The organism is Haemophilus paraphrohaemolyticus, assembly GCF_002015045.1.
GTDB classification, from domain to species: domain Bacteria; phylum Pseudomonadota; class Gammaproteobacteria; order Enterobacterales; family Pasteurellaceae; genus Haemophilus_A; species Haemophilus_A paraphrohaemolyticus.
The window spans coordinates 16050-32527 of the sequence record NZ_MUXX01000019.1; the positions used below are offsets into that span (position 1 = coordinate 16050).

19 protein-coding genes are annotated in these 16478 nt (G+C 39.6%); 6 read left to right on the plus strand and 13 right to left on the minus strand.

The annotated features are described in order from the left end of the window. Positions 1 to 53 precede the first annotated feature (53 nt). Positions 54 to 1322: an NRAMP family divalent metal transporter gene (locus tag B0184_RS09015; protein WP_005709364.1), complete on the minus strand. Its 1269-nt coding sequence runs from the start codon at positions 1320 to 1322 to the stop codon at positions 54 to 56. A 295-nt stretch (positions 1323 to 1617) separates the two neighbouring features. Then, complete coding sequence (locus tag B0184_RS09020; RefSeq protein ID WP_005709289.1) at positions 1618 to 1959, minus strand: carboxymuconolactone decarboxylase family protein; 342 nt, start codon at positions 1957 to 1959, stop codon at positions 1618 to 1620. A gap of 126 nt (positions 1960 to 2085) precedes the next feature. On the opposite strand from B0184_RS09020, the gene B0184_RS09025 reads away from it, so the two are divergent. Then, positions 2086 to 2973, plus strand: a complete 888-nt coding sequence (locus B0184_RS09025; RefSeq protein WP_005709354.1) for an AraC family transcriptional regulator — start codon at positions 2086 to 2088, stop codon at positions 2971 to 2973. Positions 2974 to 2995: 22 nt separating this feature from the next. On the opposite strand, the gene B0184_RS09030 is transcribed toward B0184_RS09025, so the two are convergent. The 3 genes from B0184_RS09030 to B0184_RS09040 all read right to left on the minus strand — a co-directional run bounded on the left by B0184_RS09030 (position 2996) and on the right by B0184_RS09040 (position 5498). Further along, positions 2996 to 3547 (minus strand): TIGR00645 family protein, encoded by a 552-nt coding sequence (locus B0184_RS09030; protein ID WP_005709273.1) that lies wholly within the window; start codon positions 3545 to 3547, stop codon positions 2996 to 2998. A 177-nt stretch (positions 3548 to 3724) separates the two neighbouring features. Next, on the minus strand, positions 3725 to 4609 hold the full coding sequence (gene ygfZ / locus B0184_RS09035) for a CAF17-like 4Fe-4S cluster assembly/insertion protein YgfZ (protein ID WP_005709274.1): 885 nt from the start codon (positions 4607 to 4609) through the stop codon (positions 3725 to 3727). Positions 4610 to 4634: 25 nt separating this feature from the next. Next, positions 4635 to 5498: a YicC/YloC family endoribonuclease gene (locus tag B0184_RS09040; RefSeq protein WP_005709350.1), complete on the minus strand. Its 864-nt coding sequence runs from the start codon at positions 5496 to 5498 to the stop codon at positions 4635 to 4637. Positions 5499 to 5580: 82 nt separating this feature from the next. On the opposite strand from B0184_RS09040, the gene rph reads away from it, so the two are divergent. The 5 genes from rph to kdsA all read left to right on the plus strand — a co-directional run bounded on the left by rph (position 5581) and on the right by kdsA (position 10743). Next, complete coding sequence (gene rph, locus B0184_RS09045) at positions 5581 to 6297, plus strand: ribonuclease PH (protein WP_005709280.1); 717 nt, start codon at positions 5581 to 5583, stop codon at positions 6295 to 6297. Positions 6298 to 6387: 90 nt separating this feature from the next. After that, positions 6388 to 7995 (plus strand): DNA recombination protein RmuC, encoded by a 1608-nt coding sequence (locus tag B0184_RS09050; RefSeq protein ID WP_005709309.1) that lies wholly within the window; start codon positions 6388 to 6390, stop codon positions 7993 to 7995. A 112-nt stretch (positions 7996 to 8107) separates the two neighbouring features. Beyond that, positions 8108 to 8971: a peptide chain release factor N(5)-glutamine methyltransferase gene (gene prmC / locus B0184_RS09055; RefSeq protein WP_005709262.1), complete on the plus strand. Its 864-nt coding sequence runs from the start codon at positions 8108 to 8110 to the stop codon at positions 8969 to 8971. A 28-nt stretch (positions 8972 to 8999) separates the two neighbouring features. Continuing rightward, positions 9000 to 9866, plus strand: coding sequence for a SirB1 family protein (locus B0184_RS09060; protein WP_005709275.1), 867 nt, complete (start codon positions 9000 to 9002; stop codon positions 9864 to 9866). Positions 9867 to 9888: 22 nt separating this feature from the next. Then, positions 9889 to 10743: a 3-deoxy-8-phosphooctulonate synthase gene (gene kdsA / locus B0184_RS09065; RefSeq protein ID WP_005709357.1), complete on the plus strand. Its 855-nt coding sequence runs from the start codon at positions 9889 to 9891 to the stop codon at positions 10741 to 10743. A 52-nt stretch (positions 10744 to 10795) separates the two neighbouring features. On the opposite strand, the gene B0184_RS09070 is transcribed toward kdsA, so the two are convergent. The 8 genes from B0184_RS09070 to tgt form a co-directional block, all read right to left on the minus strand. Next, a complete protein-coding gene (locus B0184_RS09070) occupies positions 10796 to 11659 on the minus strand; it encodes a cysteine ABC transporter substrate-binding protein (protein WP_005709320.1) in 864 nt (287 codons plus the stop codon). Then, the gene (locus B0184_RS09075) at positions 11643 to 12407 is read right to left on the minus strand and encodes an amino acid ABC transporter ATP-binding protein (protein WP_005709358.1); all 765 of its coding nucleotides are present in this window, start codon (positions 12405 to 12407) and stop codon (positions 11643 to 11645) included. The genes B0184_RS09070 and B0184_RS09075 overlap by 17 nt, the downstream gene beginning before the upstream one ends. A 2-nt stretch (positions 12408 to 12409) precedes the next feature. Then, a complete protein-coding gene (locus B0184_RS09080; protein WP_005709266.1) occupies positions 12410 to 13075 on the minus strand; it encodes an amino acid ABC transporter permease in 666 nt (221 codons plus the stop codon). After that, a complete protein-coding gene (locus B0184_RS09085; RefSeq protein ID WP_005709336.1) occupies positions 13065 to 13724 on the minus strand; it encodes an amino acid ABC transporter permease in 660 nt (219 codons plus the stop codon). The genes B0184_RS09080 and B0184_RS09085 overlap by 11 nt, the downstream gene beginning before the upstream one ends. 161 nt (positions 13725 to 13885) lie before the next feature. After that, on the minus strand, positions 13886 to 14110 hold the full coding sequence (locus B0184_RS10890; protein WP_078177677.1) for a sulfurtransferase TusA family protein: 225 nt from the start codon (positions 14108 to 14110) through the stop codon (positions 13886 to 13888). Between the two features lie 49 nt (positions 14111 to 14159). Next, positions 14160 to 14666: a hypothetical protein gene (locus tag B0184_RS09095; protein ID WP_005709344.1), complete on the minus strand. Its 507-nt coding sequence runs from the start codon at positions 14664 to 14666 to the stop codon at positions 14160 to 14162. An 11-nt stretch (positions 14667 to 14677) separates the two neighbouring features. Further along, on the minus strand, positions 14678 to 15190 hold the full coding sequence (locus B0184_RS09100; protein ID WP_005709353.1) for a hemerythrin domain-containing protein: 513 nt from the start codon (positions 15188 to 15190) through the stop codon (positions 14678 to 14680). 98 nt (positions 15191 to 15288) lie between these two features. Beyond that, a complete protein-coding gene (gene tgt, locus B0184_RS09105) occupies positions 15289 to 16428 on the minus strand; it encodes a tRNA guanosine(34) transglycosylase Tgt (protein WP_005709339.1) in 1140 nt (379 codons plus the stop codon). Between the last annotated feature and the right edge of the window lie 50 nt (positions 16429 to 16478).

A 16478-nucleotide genomic window follows, 5' to 3' on the forward strand; every position in this document is an offset into this window, starting at 1 on the left:
CGTCTGGAGATAAAAAAGGGCGTATTCTCATACGCCCTATACATTTATTTAGATTAAATCCAACCAAACTCGTACGCAATAAAGAGTAGCGTAAAGCCTGTTAAGTAAGTTAAACCAACAACGGCCAACCAGAACAAGCCGCCTTTCACGCGATGTTCTCCTTTTAAAACCAGTGAGAAGTTTAACCAACCAAAAATTGGTGTGGACACGAAAGAACAGATCATCGCAAATGAAAGTAATTTTGCTACATCGCTCATAAAGAAGAGAATGATGATAATGCCGATGGCTGAAGCGGCTGTCATCCAAATATTTAAGCTTGCTACTGAACTCTCTTTTCTTCCTAATAAAATACGCAATGCTTCGTTGTTTGCACGTGAATAGCCATCGATTACGGTAATGGTTGTGCCGAACATACACATAAAGGCAATCAATGCGATGAGTAATTTAGACCAATCGCCAATAGCAAAGGCATACATTTTGATAAGCTGTGCAATATATTTTACGCCCGCTTGTTCAACCACTTCACCTGAACCATATTGCACCAATGCACCGAGTGCTAAGAAAACAATCGCTAAAATTGCTGTACCGATAAAACCGATGTTGAAGTCTAAAATACCGTCTTGGTAGCTTACTTTGCTTAAACGGCGTTTTGCAACCACCCACATTGAGTTGATTGCGGAAATCTCAATAGGAGCAGGCATCCAACCCATCAATGCAACGATAAAGCCAAGAGAAGCCAAATTCCACGGTGACGGTTCAATAAAATCAGGTGCAACTTGTACACCACCTTTTGATGCAGCGATAACTACCGCAGAAACCGTTGAAATTGTTAAGGCAATCATAATGAGCTTAGACAAGCGATCTAAAAATTTGTATTGACCGAGTAAAAGAATGCCTAGTGTGCCGGCAATAATAATGACACTTGCAGTTGGAATGCTGATGTCCCAGTTCAGTCCTAACGCAGAAATAATAAATTTGAGAATTGCTGCCGTCACAATACCCACCGCAGCGGTGTTAATCATTGTGGCGATCACATTCAAGATAAAGAAAACAACTAAGTAGATACCACCTTTTTCTTGATAACCTTCAAGCAAGGTTTTGTTCGAACTAAGCGTATATTGCACGCCGAAACGGAAGAAAGGATATTTGAAAAGGTTCGCTAAAATAATGATGATTGCAAGTTGCCAACCATAGATTGCACCTGCTTGAGTTGATGCCACAATATGCGAACCACCAACTGCCGCAGATGCCATTAAGATACCAGGCCCAAGCGCCTTAAACTTTGAAACCCAAGTTGAGCATTCTTCGATTTGTTGCGTCATAAAAAGTCCTACATTATGTAAATTAAAGTCTTGGCGATTTTAATTTAAATTTTTAATAAAATATAGTCTTTTAGATAGAGCTTTTAGGATTTAAAACTATTAAAGAGAGTAAAAATGCGTGAAATGGAAGTTAGATTAGAATTTAATTCTGGTTTTTAAATTAAGATTAGATAGTTAAACTAAAATAAACAAATGTTACAGAAGAATAAAATTTGTAAAATTTTTATCAAATGATATAAAAAAAGCTAGCTTTGAAATCTGTTCAAAACTAGCTTTAGTTTACTTTAAATCTAAATTAGCCTTTTTGTACGTTATATGCTTCCAACGCACGTAGTGAATAAGTGTAAGCTGCACCCGCATTTAATGCGATAGACATAGCAAGTGCTGCTGCGACTTCATCTTCTGTGGCTCCCGCTTTCACTGCTTCTTCAGCATGCACGCCAATACAGCTTTCACAACGAGTAGTTACCGCAACAGCTAAGGCAATTAATTCACGTGTTTTCGGATCTAACACATTGCCTTCTGCCGCTGCAGAGCCTAATGCTTGATAGGCTTGTAACATTTTTGGATATTTTTTACCTAAGCCACCAAAAGATTTTTTCACATGCGCTACGTCATTTTTCCAATCTGCAAACATAATATTTCTCCTTAAATTTATGATGATGTATGTTTAACTGATGTGTGCATTATAAGAAAAATGAGCTATGATAATTGTCAAATCATCTCAACTGTTTTTGTAAAAATCTCAAAATGGAAATTTCTCATGGATTATTTAGATAAGCTCACTCAGCTTGCACAAGTGCAAGGTAAAATTAATATTCGTTGTTTATTTCAAGGCGATTGGCGAGTAGAACACAATGTGAATACCATCCAAGATGAAGGCATTTTTCATATTATCGAACAAGGCGAATGCTGGCTAACTTTGGCGGATAAAACCTTTCATTTGCAAGCCGGCGATCTGTTTTTCTTACCCAAAAACTGCCCACACCGAATGCATAGCTCTGCAAAAGTTTCCACAAAATCGACCGCTATTACCACCTCGCAAGGTTTATTTGAACTTCGTCAAATCGGGCAAAAATCTCCTGATCTCAAAATGTTCTGTGGGCTATTTTTATATCAAAAAGAATCGCTTTTAATTGATGCCTTACCCGAGTATTTGCATTTTCACCTGCCTGAAACACCTGTTCAGCCACTGCTTCAGCTTTTTCTTAAAGAGGCAAATGAAACAAATCAAGGCTCAAAATCAGTAATTGATGCATTGGCGAATGTGCTTTTTATCTATATTTTACGCCACGCCTTGCAGATGGGATGGGTTGAATCAGGCTTGCTAGCAGCCTTTGAAGATAAACGGCTTAGCCATGTGTTGATTAAGATGTTAAATGAGCCGCAAGCAGAGTGGAATATTGAACAATTAGCCGAGCTTGCATTGATGTCTCGTGCTAATTTCTGCCGTGTTTTTCAACAAAAAATGCAGATGCCTCCAAAGAAATTTCTCAATCAAATTCGATTACAACAAGGGGCTTATTTGCTCAAACAAACCCCAAAAAGTGTGCTAGAAGTGGCATTAGAAATTGGCTATCAATCGGAGGCGCATTTTAGTAAAGCGTTTAAAACCGCGTATGGCATCACTCCGAGTCAGTATCGGAAGTAGCTTTTTAATTCAGTGAGCCTAACTAGTGTGTTTTGTGACTGGTACTATAAAGGATTTTATCTGTATAAGCCAATGCAATTGCCGATGCTAAAAAGCCGAGGTGTAAAAACAACTGCCACATCATCGTTTTTTCAGGCATATTATTTGCATTTACAAAAGTTTGAAGCATATGAATAGATGAAATGCTAATAATTGACATAGAAAGTTTCACTTTCAGCACAGTCGCATTAACATGGCTAAGCCATTCAGGTTGATCTGGGTGATTTCGAGTGCGAAGCTTAGAAACAAAGATTTCATATCCCCCAATCGTTACCATAACTAATAAGTTAGCAATCATTACTACATCAATCAGATTAAGCACTGCCAACATAATGGTGTTGGAATCCATTACATTGATATTTGTAATAAGCTCCCAAAGCAATTTCATAAATTTATAAGCATAAATACCTTGTGCTGCAATCAACCCTAAATAAATAGGCAATTGCAACCAACGGCTCATAAAAATCAGCTTACTGATTGCATTTGTTTGCGCATTATATTTTGCATAAGAATCTTGAGTTTTTGTCTGTTCCATAGTTACCACGATAAAATTTAATAAACATTGTATAAAAAAGTTGCACGAAAATAGCAGTTTTATAAAAATTTTCAATCATTTTTCAAATAAATTTGAATAACGCTATTTTCTATATGCAACAAAAACGACCGCATAATGATCCGAGCATAAGCGGTCGTTAAAGTAACAAATTGTACGTTATTCTTCTAACGAATACGGCAATTCACAAATCTGCAACGCAATACCATTTACGCGGAAATTTGCCTCTTGTTCCACATCTTTGTTCATTACCACTTGCAGCCACAATTTACCTTGGTAATGGACAGCAGAAAGAATTGTCCCCGTCGCACGCCAGTTTTCGCCGAGTTGCATTTCAATACTCGAAGCAATTTCTGGTAAGGTAATTTCTCCTTCAACTTGACCAACCAACGTAAACATCGCGCGTTTATTTGCGCCACGATATTTCGCTCGTGCCACGGTTTCTTGCCCGATGTAACAACCTTTGGTAAAGGAAATCGCATTTTCGACCGCTTGTAAATTTGCTGCTTGAGGAATCAGTTCAAACTGGTTTGCTTTAAACAAAATCGGTAAGCCATCTTGAATATCTATCAGATCCCAAAGTTTCGCCGAACCATTTGTTTTTACATTTTCGCCCCAAACAATCGCTCGTTTTTGCCCTTGCGGGAGCACTAAAGCAGTCGAATTTTCGTGAAGTGTTGCTAAAATCTCACCACTTGTTACGCCATAAAGCGGGATATCTAATTCAGTGAAAGTTACTTTTGAGAACACCGCATATTTTTTGAGCTGAGTTAAAGCTTCAGGCAATAGATCTTGATGCATAATCACAAAAAATTGCTCTTGACTGGCTCGATATAAGCGGAATAAGGCACTAATTTTTCCTTTAGGATCACAATGGCAGGTTAGCGTGTGGCTTCCTACTTCAAGCTTTGCCACATCGCACGTTAATTGTCCTTGCAGATATTTTTCCGCATCCACTCCTGCAATTTCAATCAAACGATATTGTTCAAGTAATACGCAAAGATCGGGATAGATTTTGCTAATTTGATTACATTTGCATTTCATTTTTAAGTCCTTAAAAATCCTTTTTCTATTCTAAATTTTGGATTTGCTCACGCATTTGCTCGATAAGCACTTTCAATTCCACCGCAGAATTAGTAATATCGGCATTGATTGATTTTGAAGCCAGTGTATTGGACTCGCGATTGAGCTCTTGCATCATAAAGTCTAATTTACGTCCTACTGCACCGCCTTTTTTAAGGATTGAGCTAGTCTCTTTCACGTGCAATTGCAAGCGGTCTAATTCTTCCGCCACATCGACACGCTGTGCGGTGAGCACCATTTCTTGCTCTAAGCGTTGTGGATCAAGTTGTAGATTAAGCTCCTCAAAGCGTTGTTGCAGGCGATCTTTTTGCCATTGCAACACTTCTGGCATCTGTTGTTGCACACTTTGTGCTATCTCAGCTATGTTGTCTAAACGTTGCTGGATAATTGCTTGCAAGTTTGCTCCTTCACGCCCACGCATTTCAATAAAATCAGTTAAAATTTGCTCAAACCCTGCCAATAAATCTTGCGAAATTTGGTCTAAATCTTGGCTTTGTGCATCGACCACACCTGGGTAACGTAGCACATCTACCAAGTTGATCTCCCCATCTCCCGCAATGCCTTGCAAGGTTTTAAGCGAAGCGATAACTTTCTCTGCATAGTCGGTATTTAATGCGATAGTTTTATTTTCAGCTTGCTCCAATTCAACGCGTAAGCTACATTCCACTTTACCGCGAGTAAGGGCACTACGCAGGCGTTCACGCAAGCCCATTTCTAACTGGCGGAAAGCCTCAGGCAGACGGAAATAGGTTTCTAAAAAGCGTTGATTGACAGAGCGAATTTCCCATACTGCATTGCCCCACTCTTTTTTAATTTCTAAATGGGCAAAGGCGGTCATACTATAAATCATCTTGATTGTCCTGTTTTATAATGAAAATTAGCTTATTGTACTGTAAAATAGCTAAGAATTTTAGTAGAAGGAAAGAAAAACTATGCGTCCGAATAATCGTGAATTAAACCAAATCCGCCCTGTAAAAATTACCCGTCACTACACCAAATATGCTGAAGGTTCTGTGTTAATTGAATTTGGCGAAACCAAAGTGCTTTGCAATGCAACCATTGAAGAAACTGTACCACGCTTCTTAAAAGGGCAACAACAAGGCTGGGTAACTGCAGAATATGGAATGCTTCCACGTGCGACCCATTCTCGCACCCAACGTGAAGCTGCAAAAGGCAAACAGACAGGCAGAACGATGGAAATTCAGCGTTTAATCGCTCGTTCTTTACGTGCAGTGGTTGATTTAAAAGCCCTTGGCGAACGCACTATTACCGTGGATTGCGATGTTATTCAAGCCGATGGTGGCACACGCACTGCATCTATCACTGGTGCTTGTGTAGCACTACACGATACTATTGCTCACTTAATCGAAAATGGTACGCTTAAAACCAGCCCACTTAAAGGCTTAGTTGCCGCAGTTTCTGTTGGCATTGTGAATGGCGAAGCGGTTTGCGATTTGGAATATGTGGAAGATTCAAATGCGGAAACCGATATGAACGTGGTAATGGTTGAAGATGGCAGAATGGTTGAAGTGCAAGGCACTGCAGAAGGTGAACCGTTCTCGCACGATGAATTATTGCGTTTGTTGGACCTTGCAAAACAAGGGATTAACCAGTTAGTTGCAGCACAGCGTGAGGCGTTAAATCTATAATTTTCCATCATTTATTTAGTAGGGCGGGCTTCCGTTCGCCGTTTCATTTCTTTAACTGGCGGACTGAAGTCTGCCCTACATTTAGCACCTATGACAATCGATCCAATCTGGCTCTATATCGGCTTAATTTTACTCAGCTTTCTCTCCATTACTCTCTTTTTCTTACATTCTCGTTCAACCAACGAAGCTCAAGCATTGCTACAACAAAGCGAAGAGCAAAAAGCCCAACTGACTCAGCTTTCACAAAAAGCAGAACAGCTTGCGACTGAAAAATCACAGGTAGAACAATGGGCGGTGCAATATAAAGTTCGCTCTGAAAATGCCGAAAATCGGGTTAGCGAAAAAGAGAGCGAAATCCACCGCTTGCAAGCAAAAATTGAGCAGGCTGCTCAGTTAGAAGATCAACAAGAAAGCTACATCAACGAGTTGAAAGAACGCATTGGTGCATCGCAAGCAAAAGCGGAAAGCTTGGAAGAGCAACTAGCTTTTAGCCATCAACGTTTAAACCAAAAAGAGCAAGAGTACCAGCGTTTGAATGGACAGTTTACCCAATCGCAAAATGAACTGACCGAATTACGCACAACGCTTAATGAAAAACAGGCAAATTTTGAAGAGCAACAAAGCAATTTTGTGCAGGTAAAACAGCAGCTAAATGTGGAATTTCAACATCTGGCTCAACAAATTTTAGAAGAAAAAAGTCAACTTTTCGCTCAAAGTAATCAATCCTCATTAGATGCATTACTCAAACCATTTAAAGAGCAAATCGAAGGCTTCCAAAAACGTGTGAATGAAGTACATAGCGAGTCGCTTAAAGGCACAGCAAACTTGGAAGCAGAGATCAAGCGAGTGTTACAAATAGGTGTGTCGATGTCAGAAGAAGCACAAAATTTGGCAACTGCTTTGAAAGGCAACAATAAAATCGCAGGTAACTGGGGTGAGGTGCAATTAGAAAGCGCGTTGCAATCAGCGGGCTTACTGGCAAATGAGCATTATGTGGCTCAAGAAAATTTTCGCGATGAAGAGGGCAAGCGTTTTGCTCCTGACTTTGTGTTGCATCTGCCTGATAACAAGCATTTAATTATCGACAGCAAAGTCTCGCTCGTTGCGTATGACAAAGCCATTCGCGCCGAGAATCAAGCCGAAGTATTGCAAGCCTTTGATGAGCATTGCCGTTCGTTGCGGGCACATATTGACGGGCTTTCTAAGAAAAATTATAGCTCACTTTTAGGCGTGAAAAGCCCTGATTTTGTGCTGATGTTCGTGCCGATTGAGCCTGCTTACATTGAGGCAATGAAGCATGATCCGCAGCTCTTTAACTTTGGTTATGAACGTAATGTGATCTTAGTTTCGTACACCACGCTTATGCCGATTTTACGCACAGTCGCAAACCTTTGGCGAATTGAACGAGGTAACAGCGAAGCTCGTGAGATCAGCGAAAAAGCGGGTGATATTTACAATCAAGTATGCACCATTGCAGAGCGTTTGAGTAAACTTGGTAACACACTCAACACTGTGAATAATCAGTACAATCAAACGGTTACTTCACTCGTTGGACGACAAGGTTTGCTCGGTAAAGTTGAGCGTTTCCAACAACTTTCCACCAAGGCTAGTCAGAATGTGCCGCAAGTGGAATTTCTGCAAAATGATTTGGATATAGCGAGATTAGAATTGTTGGTGGAGAGAGAAGAGACAACATAAATAAATTCTCGTAAAAATTACATTGAAGTAAACATAACCTAGCCTCGTGCTAGGTTTTTTATTTGAGTGTGAGTGTGCTATCCTAACGCTATTCTTTATTGAGTGAATTTTTATGACCTATTCCGATTGGCTAACTTATGCCACCCAATTATTAACCGAAAAATTAAGCCAAGATCCTTATCTGAATGCGAAATTAGATGCGAATTTGCTATTACAAGCGGCGACAAAACGATCACGTTCTGCAATTTTTGCATTTGGAGAAACAGAGCTGAATGAAACTGAACAAAATCAGCTAAATCAGATGCTAAAACGCCGCACGAAAGGCGAACCGATGGCATATATTTTAGGCGAAAAAGAATTTTGGTCGTTGCCATTAAAAGTTTCGTCTGATACTTTGATCCCCCGCCCAGATACGGAACGATTAGTGGAAGTAGCGTTAGATTGGGCAAACAAGCGGTTGGAAAATCAAGAAAGTTTGCAAATTTTAGATTTAGGCACAGGCACAGGGGCAATTGCACTGGCACTAGCTTCCGAATTAAAGCAGAAAGTGCAAGTATTAGGTGTCGATTTTAAGCCCGAAGTGGTAGTACTTGCGGAAAGTAATCGCCAAACGTTGCAGATTGAAAACGCCCGCTTTCAGCAAAGTGATTGGTTTTCCACATTAGTAAATCAGCAGTTCGATTTGATTGTAAGTAACCCACCTTATATTGATGCGGAAGATGAAAATTTGCAGATTGGTGATGTGCGGTTTGAGCCTTTAACTGCATTGGTAGCAGATAATCACGGTTTGAGCGATTTGCAAAAGATTATCGAAAATGCACCGCTTTATTTGAAACCGAATGGGGCGTTATTCTTAGAACACGGTTGGCAACAAGCACTCGATGTGCAACATGTTTTCCACCAAAATCAGTGGCAAGCGGTTGAAACTTTCAAAGATTATGCCAATTTAGATCGCATTACAAAGGCTGAGAAATAAAGCTAGAAGAGTAAAAAAGAAGGACAAAATGGACGATATTATTAACGAAATTTTACAAGAGCTGGAGTCACCGAAAATCACGATAAGTGATGAAAAACTGCAGACCTTTTTATATGAAGAAATGGACCGAATTGGCGGAATTGTGGATGAAGACGTAACTCCTCGCCAACGTAGTGCACGAGCTTCAGCTTTGGTACGGAAAGTTCGACCGCTCATTACAGCTAATAATGAACTCGACAGATTACATCAACTACTAGATGTGATTTACCGCCAAATGAAATTTTCTTACCGCTACACCGACTATTTCAACAGTGATAATTTGCTGCTACATAAAGTGTTGCAAACCAAGCAAGGTATGCCGGTTTCTTTTGCCGCCATTTTGCTTTATTTGGCGGCAAAATGTGGCATTCCACTGTTTGCGGTAAACTTCCCAACACAAATTATTTTACGGGCGGAAATCTCGCACGATGATGGTCGTCAAGAAACGCTTTTTATCAATCCAGCCGATGGTAAGTTTTTAAGCATGGATGATTTAGAAAAATGGTTGGATGGTGAGCCGATGGCGGGGCTTTTAGTCACACCAATGCTTATTCGTCGTGCTGAGCCATTTGAGCTATTGGAACGAGTGGAAACACTGTTTAAAATGGCATTAACTAAAGAAAAAAAATTTCAAGAAGTGCTAGAAATGATAAACTTCCGCCTGATTTTTTCGCCTGATGATCCGTATGAAATTCGCGATCGTGGGATGATTTTTGCAACAATGGAATGTTTCCAAGCGGCTTATGAAGATTTGAGCTACTTTATTGACCAATGCCCAGATGATCCATCAGCACGCATGATTAAAATGGACATTAAACAGCTGGAACAAAAAAGCAAAGAGATGATTTTACACTAATTTTATTAACTAAGGAATCAAGATGACCGATAAAATCGTAAAAGTAGGCAACGTTGAAGTTGCTAACAACAAACCATTCACCCTATTTGGTGGAATGAACGTATTAGAAAGCCGCGATATGGCGATACGTGTGTGTGAAAAATATGTGGAAATCACGCAGAAATTGGGCGTACCTTACGTATTTAAAGCCTCATTTGATAAAGCAAACCGCTCTTCTATCCACTCTTACCGTGGGCCTGGTATGGAAGAGGGCTTAAAAATCTTCCAAGAATTAAAAGAGACTTTTGGTGTGAATATCATCACCGATGTGCACGAAATCTACCAATGCCAACCAGTTGCGGAAGTAGTGGATGTGATTCAGTTACCCGCTTTCTTAGCTCGCCAAACTGACTTAGTTGAAGCGATGGCCCGCACGGGTGCAGTAATTAACGTGAAAAAACCACAATTCTTAAGCCCGGGGCAAATGGGAAATATTGTCGAAAAAATCGAAGAGTGCGGCAATGACAAAGTGATTCTTTGCGACCGCGGGACTAACTTCGGTTACGATAATTTAGTTGTAGATATGCTCGGCTTCAACATTATGAAGAAAGTATCAAAAGGCTGCCCAGTCATTTTTGATGTGACGCACTCATTGCAATGTCGCGATCCATTTGGTGCAGCTTCTGGCGGACGCCGCGATCAAGTAACAGAATTAGCTCGTTCTGGTATGGCGATTGGTTTAGCAGGGCTTTTCTTAGAAGCGCATCCTGATCCAAACAACGCAAAATGTGATGGCCCATCTGCGCTTCCACTTTCTAAATTAGAATCCTTCGTTTCTCAAATGAAAGCGATTGATGATTTAGTGAAATCGTTTGAAGAGATTGATACTTCTAACTAATGTAAAAAAGGTTGTTAGCTAAAACTAACAACCTTTTTCATATTCTGTGGAATTATTTATATTCAACTACCACATCTTTCTCACTAATCGTATCACCATAAACAGGCAATAATGTTTTATCGTATGCTTGTTTTAACACCCCTTCTTTACCTAATTTTTGGATCTCTGCATTTAACCAATTAAGTAATTCAGTGTCGCCTTTTTTCACAGCTGGGGCGATGGTATCTTGATCACCTAAATTTTTAATGCCCACGGTAAAACTTGGGTTTTCTTTTGCCCAAGCAAAGAGCAAGGTGTTATCGTGTGCAAGTGCATCACCTCTACCATCACGCAGTGCCTCAAAAGTTTCGGTATTTTGTTCGAATTTTAAGGTTTTGATGTTGGGATAGTTTTTAGTGAAATACGCATCAGCCGTTGTGCCTTTGTTTAATAACAAGGTTTTATCTTTAAGCTGTTCTACATCGGTAATTACGCTACCATCTTTAGACACCACACCCAATGCCACTTTCATGTATGGATCAGCAAAATCAACCACCTCTTTTCGTGCTGGTGTGACGGTAAAGTTAGCAAGGATAATATCCACTTTGTTAGAAACCAAGTATTCCGCACGGTTTGCCGCTTCTACGAGCACAAATTCGACTTTGTTCTCATCTCCCAATAAATCTTTAGTAATTGCTTTGGCAATTTCTACATCAAAGCCTTGGCTTTTACCATTGGCATCAACATAACCAAATGGCGGTTTGTCACTAAATACGCCAATACGTACTTTGCCTGCTTGTTTTAGCTGCTCAATGGTTGAGGTCGGTTTTTGTGCCACTGGCTCATCTTTATCGTTGCAAGCGGTCAATCCTGTGGCAAAAATTGTAGCCGCGATGAATGCGCCGATTTTTTTGAAAGTTTTAGATGTTGTCTTCATAGTTTGTTCCTCTCGGTTCGTAATTTAAAATATTAAGAAATGCTTTCGCCCGATCTGAGCTCGGATTGGTAAAGAAATCTTCTGGTTTGGCTTCTTCAATGATCTTCCCTTTGTCCATAAAAATAATGCGGTTCGCAACTTGACGAGCAAAACTCATTTCGTGAGTGACGATCAGCATTGTTAATCCTTCTTTTGCCAATCCTAAAATGACATCTAATACTTCGCGCACCATTTCAGGATCAAGGGCTGCGGTCACTTCATCAAATAAAATCACTTCAGGATTCATACAAAGGGTACGAACAATGGCAATCCGCTGTTTTTGACCACCCGATAATTCACGCGGAAAGGCATTTTTACGTTCGTATAACCCAACACGTTTAAGCAACTCATCGGCTTGTTTTTCTGCTTCAGCTCGATCACGATTTTGCACTTTAAGCGGACCGAGCAAAATATTGTCAATTACTGATAAATGAGCAAAAAGTTCGTAACTTTGGAATACCATCCCAATGCGTTGGCGGGCTTTCGTCCAAGAAATATCTTTGCCAAGCTCTCCGTAATTTTCTAGCAAAATTTGACCGCTTTTAATCTCTTCTAAGCCGTTAATACAACGTAAAAAAGTACTTTTGCCACAGCCAGAGGAGCCAAGGATAACCAGCACTTCGCCTTTTTCAACAGAAAGATTGATACCTTTAAGGGCGGTGACTTCGCCGTAGTTTTTGATTAGATCTTTGATTTCTAAAAGTGCCATTTTTATTCCCACTTATTCTCTAAAAACTTCGATACCAACGACAACGGGTAACAAATCACAAAATAAAGCCCGAAAATTACGCCGTAAATCCATAATGCCGCCGTTGGATCAGTAAAGAGCGACGTTTCAATAATTTGTTGTCCTACTTTGATAACTTCTAAAACACCAATCAACATTGCCAGCGAGCTGGTTTTCACCATACGAGTGAAAAGGTTAATTGCACTAGGGGTGACGCGTTTAATACTTTGCGGTAGCAAAATGTAGCGGAAAGTTTGTAGCTTGGTAAGCCCCAATGCATAAGCGGATTCCACTTGATGCTTTTCAATTGAGGTTAATGCACCTCGTACCAAGTCGCCCATTTCTGCCGTGCCCCAGAAAATAAAAACGATAATACAAACGGTAATACCACTTAGGTGCACATCGAACCATTTTGCTAAGCCGAAGTAAGTAATAAACAATAAAGCAAGCAATGGAATGATGCGGATAAATTCTAAGTAGAAATGGCTGATGGCTTGCACGAGCTTGTTTTTGCTAGTCATTACCACACCAAAAATCACACCAAAAATGCAGGCAAAAAAGACCGAAATAAAAGCGATTTCTGCGGTAATAGCTAAACCGTTCAATAATCGCTCAAGATTGTTACCTTGCCACAATAAACTAAGCCCCATATTTTGCTCTCCGTGTGCGACGTTCTAAATAACGGATAAAAATCGACATTGGTAACAGAATAATGAGATAGAAAGCGACCAGTAAAAATAAAGCTTCATTGGTTTTATAGTCCATCCCGATAATCTCTTTTGCCATAAACATTATCTCAGCGACAGCAACGGCACTGATGACCGAGGTCTCTTTCATTAAAAAGAGCATGTTTGCCCCAATTGCAGGTATAGCAATGGCAAAAGCTTGAGGGAAAATCACATAGCGAAATGCTTGAAAAGGTGTAAGCCCAATGCTGAGTGCTGACTCAATTTGCCCTTTAGATACAGCTTCCAATCCACCTCGAATTGCTTCTGCCATATAACTACCACCCAAAAATGCTAAGCCAATCACGCCGCACGTAAAACCATCTAACTTGATCCCAATTTTAGATAAACCAAAATAAAGAAAAAATACTTGAATGAGCAAAGGCGTGTTACGTGAAAGCTCGATATAGCCTTTCACTAGCCAACTCAGTGCATTGACTTTATAAGTCATAATTACCGCACAGAACAAGCCGATAAGAAGCGATAACACGATACCCCAAAAAGCGAGATGAAGTGTCATAATGCTCGCATCCACGAAGCGTGGCAAGGCTTGCAAAATATATTCCCAGTTCATGGTAATTTTCCGTAATAGTTTAAAAAATAGTTAAGTAATCGTTTGTATGAAAAAGATGTTAGAGGAGATTGATAAGAAAAGGAAAGAATGGAAAACTATTTTTTATGCTAAAAAATTATAAAAAAGCCATCATAGACAAAAATTGTTACTAAAAAAAATAGCTACCTATTTACTTTTAGTAACATTCTAATCTGCTGATTATTCTGACTTTCATCTAAAATATCTATTGCTAAATTTTTACATAGTTGTTTAATATCAATGTAACTTTCTGTGTTTAGTAATAGGCAAAATTGAGAAGGCCTACTACAATTTATAAATGTTTGCTTTGCTATCAATAAAGGCATTGGGCAACGATAGCCTGTTAGATCTAATGAATAAGTTTGCATTGTTATATAAAAAATAACCGCTTAACATTAAAATAAGCGGCTATTTTATTTATTCCTCTGAAATGATTTTATTATCACTATATTCAATAATACGCGCAATTTTATAAATTTTAATTGTTTCTTTTGTATTTAAGAAAATAGGTCTAAATTTCTCATCAATTTTACCAAATGGTATTTGTAAATTGATAGGAATCATTTGATTTGGCGGAAGTGGACTATCTAATTCCAATTGCATATCTTGGCTATAAATCACTTCACGATTATGTGTATAGATACTAAGCCATTGAATACTTTTAATCGGTTTTGAGCCTTTGTTGATTACCTCATAAGGAAATTGAGATAAAGCCTGCCCGCTTGCATCAATAATTGTTTCACGCTCTTTTACATTAATTTTAATAACATCATCTAATGTTGGATTACTTTTCGTCTGCTCAACTGATTTTTGAATGGACGCTGTTGAATCCTTTTTTACTGGTACATCTGATTTTGGTGTAGAAATTACAGAAGGCGTTAATATCATTAAAAAGAATGCTGTAGCATATTTTAATAAATTCATAATTTCACCTCTTAAACCTTACGGCGTTCAGCCATAATTTTTCCCATTTCCGTTAATGTTTCTTGAGCAATATATTGTTTACCTAATTCGAACAGCGGTTCTTCAAGTGGAATATGCAAATCGTAACCAGAAACAAACCGCTTGATGAGTGCTTCATCAATTTGCGTACGTTGGTTTTCCAATAATTCGGTTAATTGAACCGCTAAATCTGCCCAACTTTGATGCAAAGTTTCGTGTTGGCTTTCTAATTGATCAATGTTTTCTTGTGCTTGTGGGTAAACTTCAACCAAGGCAGGAAAGAAATCTTTTTCTTCGTCATCATGATGCAATGGGGCGGAAATGTTGAAGTAGTTTAAAATTTGTTGCACATCATTTTTAACCGCTTGATTCACACCGTGTTCTGCTAAATAAGCGGGTAAAATTTGCAATTGTTTGCAAAAGCGTTTTACTTTGCTATGGCAAGCATAAAGCATTTCAATCGGCTCAGCCCAAGTGGCAAAGTGTTGAGGTTGGAGTTGTTGCATATTAATTCCCAAAGTAAAAGAAATTTACCCTCTCCCCTTGTGGGAGAGAGACAGACAAAATGACATTTGGTCATTTTGTCAGAGAGAGAAAGATAATCTTAAGCCTTTTGCATCGGCGGTACTTCTTTGCCGATTTTAGCATAAAATTCCACCACAAAATCATCAAAACGATCTTCATCAATCGCTTGGCGAATGTGTGCCATCAGGCGTTGATAGTAACGCAAGTTGTGAATGGTGTTCAAACGTGCGCCCAAAATTTCGCCGCATTTATCTAAGTGATAAAGGTAGGCTTTGGTATAGTTTTTGCAGGTGTAGCAATCACACTCTGGATCAAGCGGACTAGTGTCGCTTTTGTATTTCGCATTGCGAATTTTCACCACGCCATCGCTCACAAACAAGTGTCCGTTGCGGGCATTACGAGTTGGCATTACGCAATCGAACATATCGATCCCACGGCGAACCCCTTCTACCAAATCTTCTGGCTTACCCACGCCCATTAAGTAGCGCGGTTTGTCTGCTGGCAATAATGGTGTGGTAAATTCTAAAATGCGGTGCATCTCTTCTTTCGGTTCGCCCACGGCTAAACCACCTACTGCATAACCATCAAAGCCGATATTGACCAAACCTTCAGCGGAAATTTTGCGTAACTCTTCATAAGTACCACCCTGTACGATACCAAACAACGCACGCGGGTTTTCTAATTCATCAAAGCGATCACGGCTGCGTTTTGCCCAACGAAGTGACATTTCCATTGATTTTTTTGCATAATCAAAAGTGGCTGGGTATGGCGTACATTCGTCGAAAATCATCACAATATCAGAACCTAAATCGTACTGAATTTCCATTGATTTTTCAGGTGAAAGGAAGATTTTTTCACCATTGATTGGATTTTGGAAGGTGACCCCCTCTTCTTTAATTTTGCGTAATTTGCCGAGGCTGAACACTTGGAAGCCACCCGAATCCGTTAAAATCGGGCCGTGCCACTGCATAAAATCGTGTAGGTCACCGTGCATTTTCATAATTTCTTGCCCAGGGCGTAACCATAAATGGAAAGTATTGCCGAGCAAAATTTGTGCACCTGTAGCAGCGACTTCTTCAGGGGTCATCCCTTTTACTGTGCCATAAGTGCCAACTGGCATAAATGCGGGGGTTTCAACGTGGAACTCCCCTTTCGGGCGAGAAAAAGTTAAGCGACCACGACGAGCATTACCGTTGGTCTTTTTTAATTCATACTGCATAAAAATCCTTAATAGAGAAACAGTCTATTATTTTTATTCAAGCGGTCAAA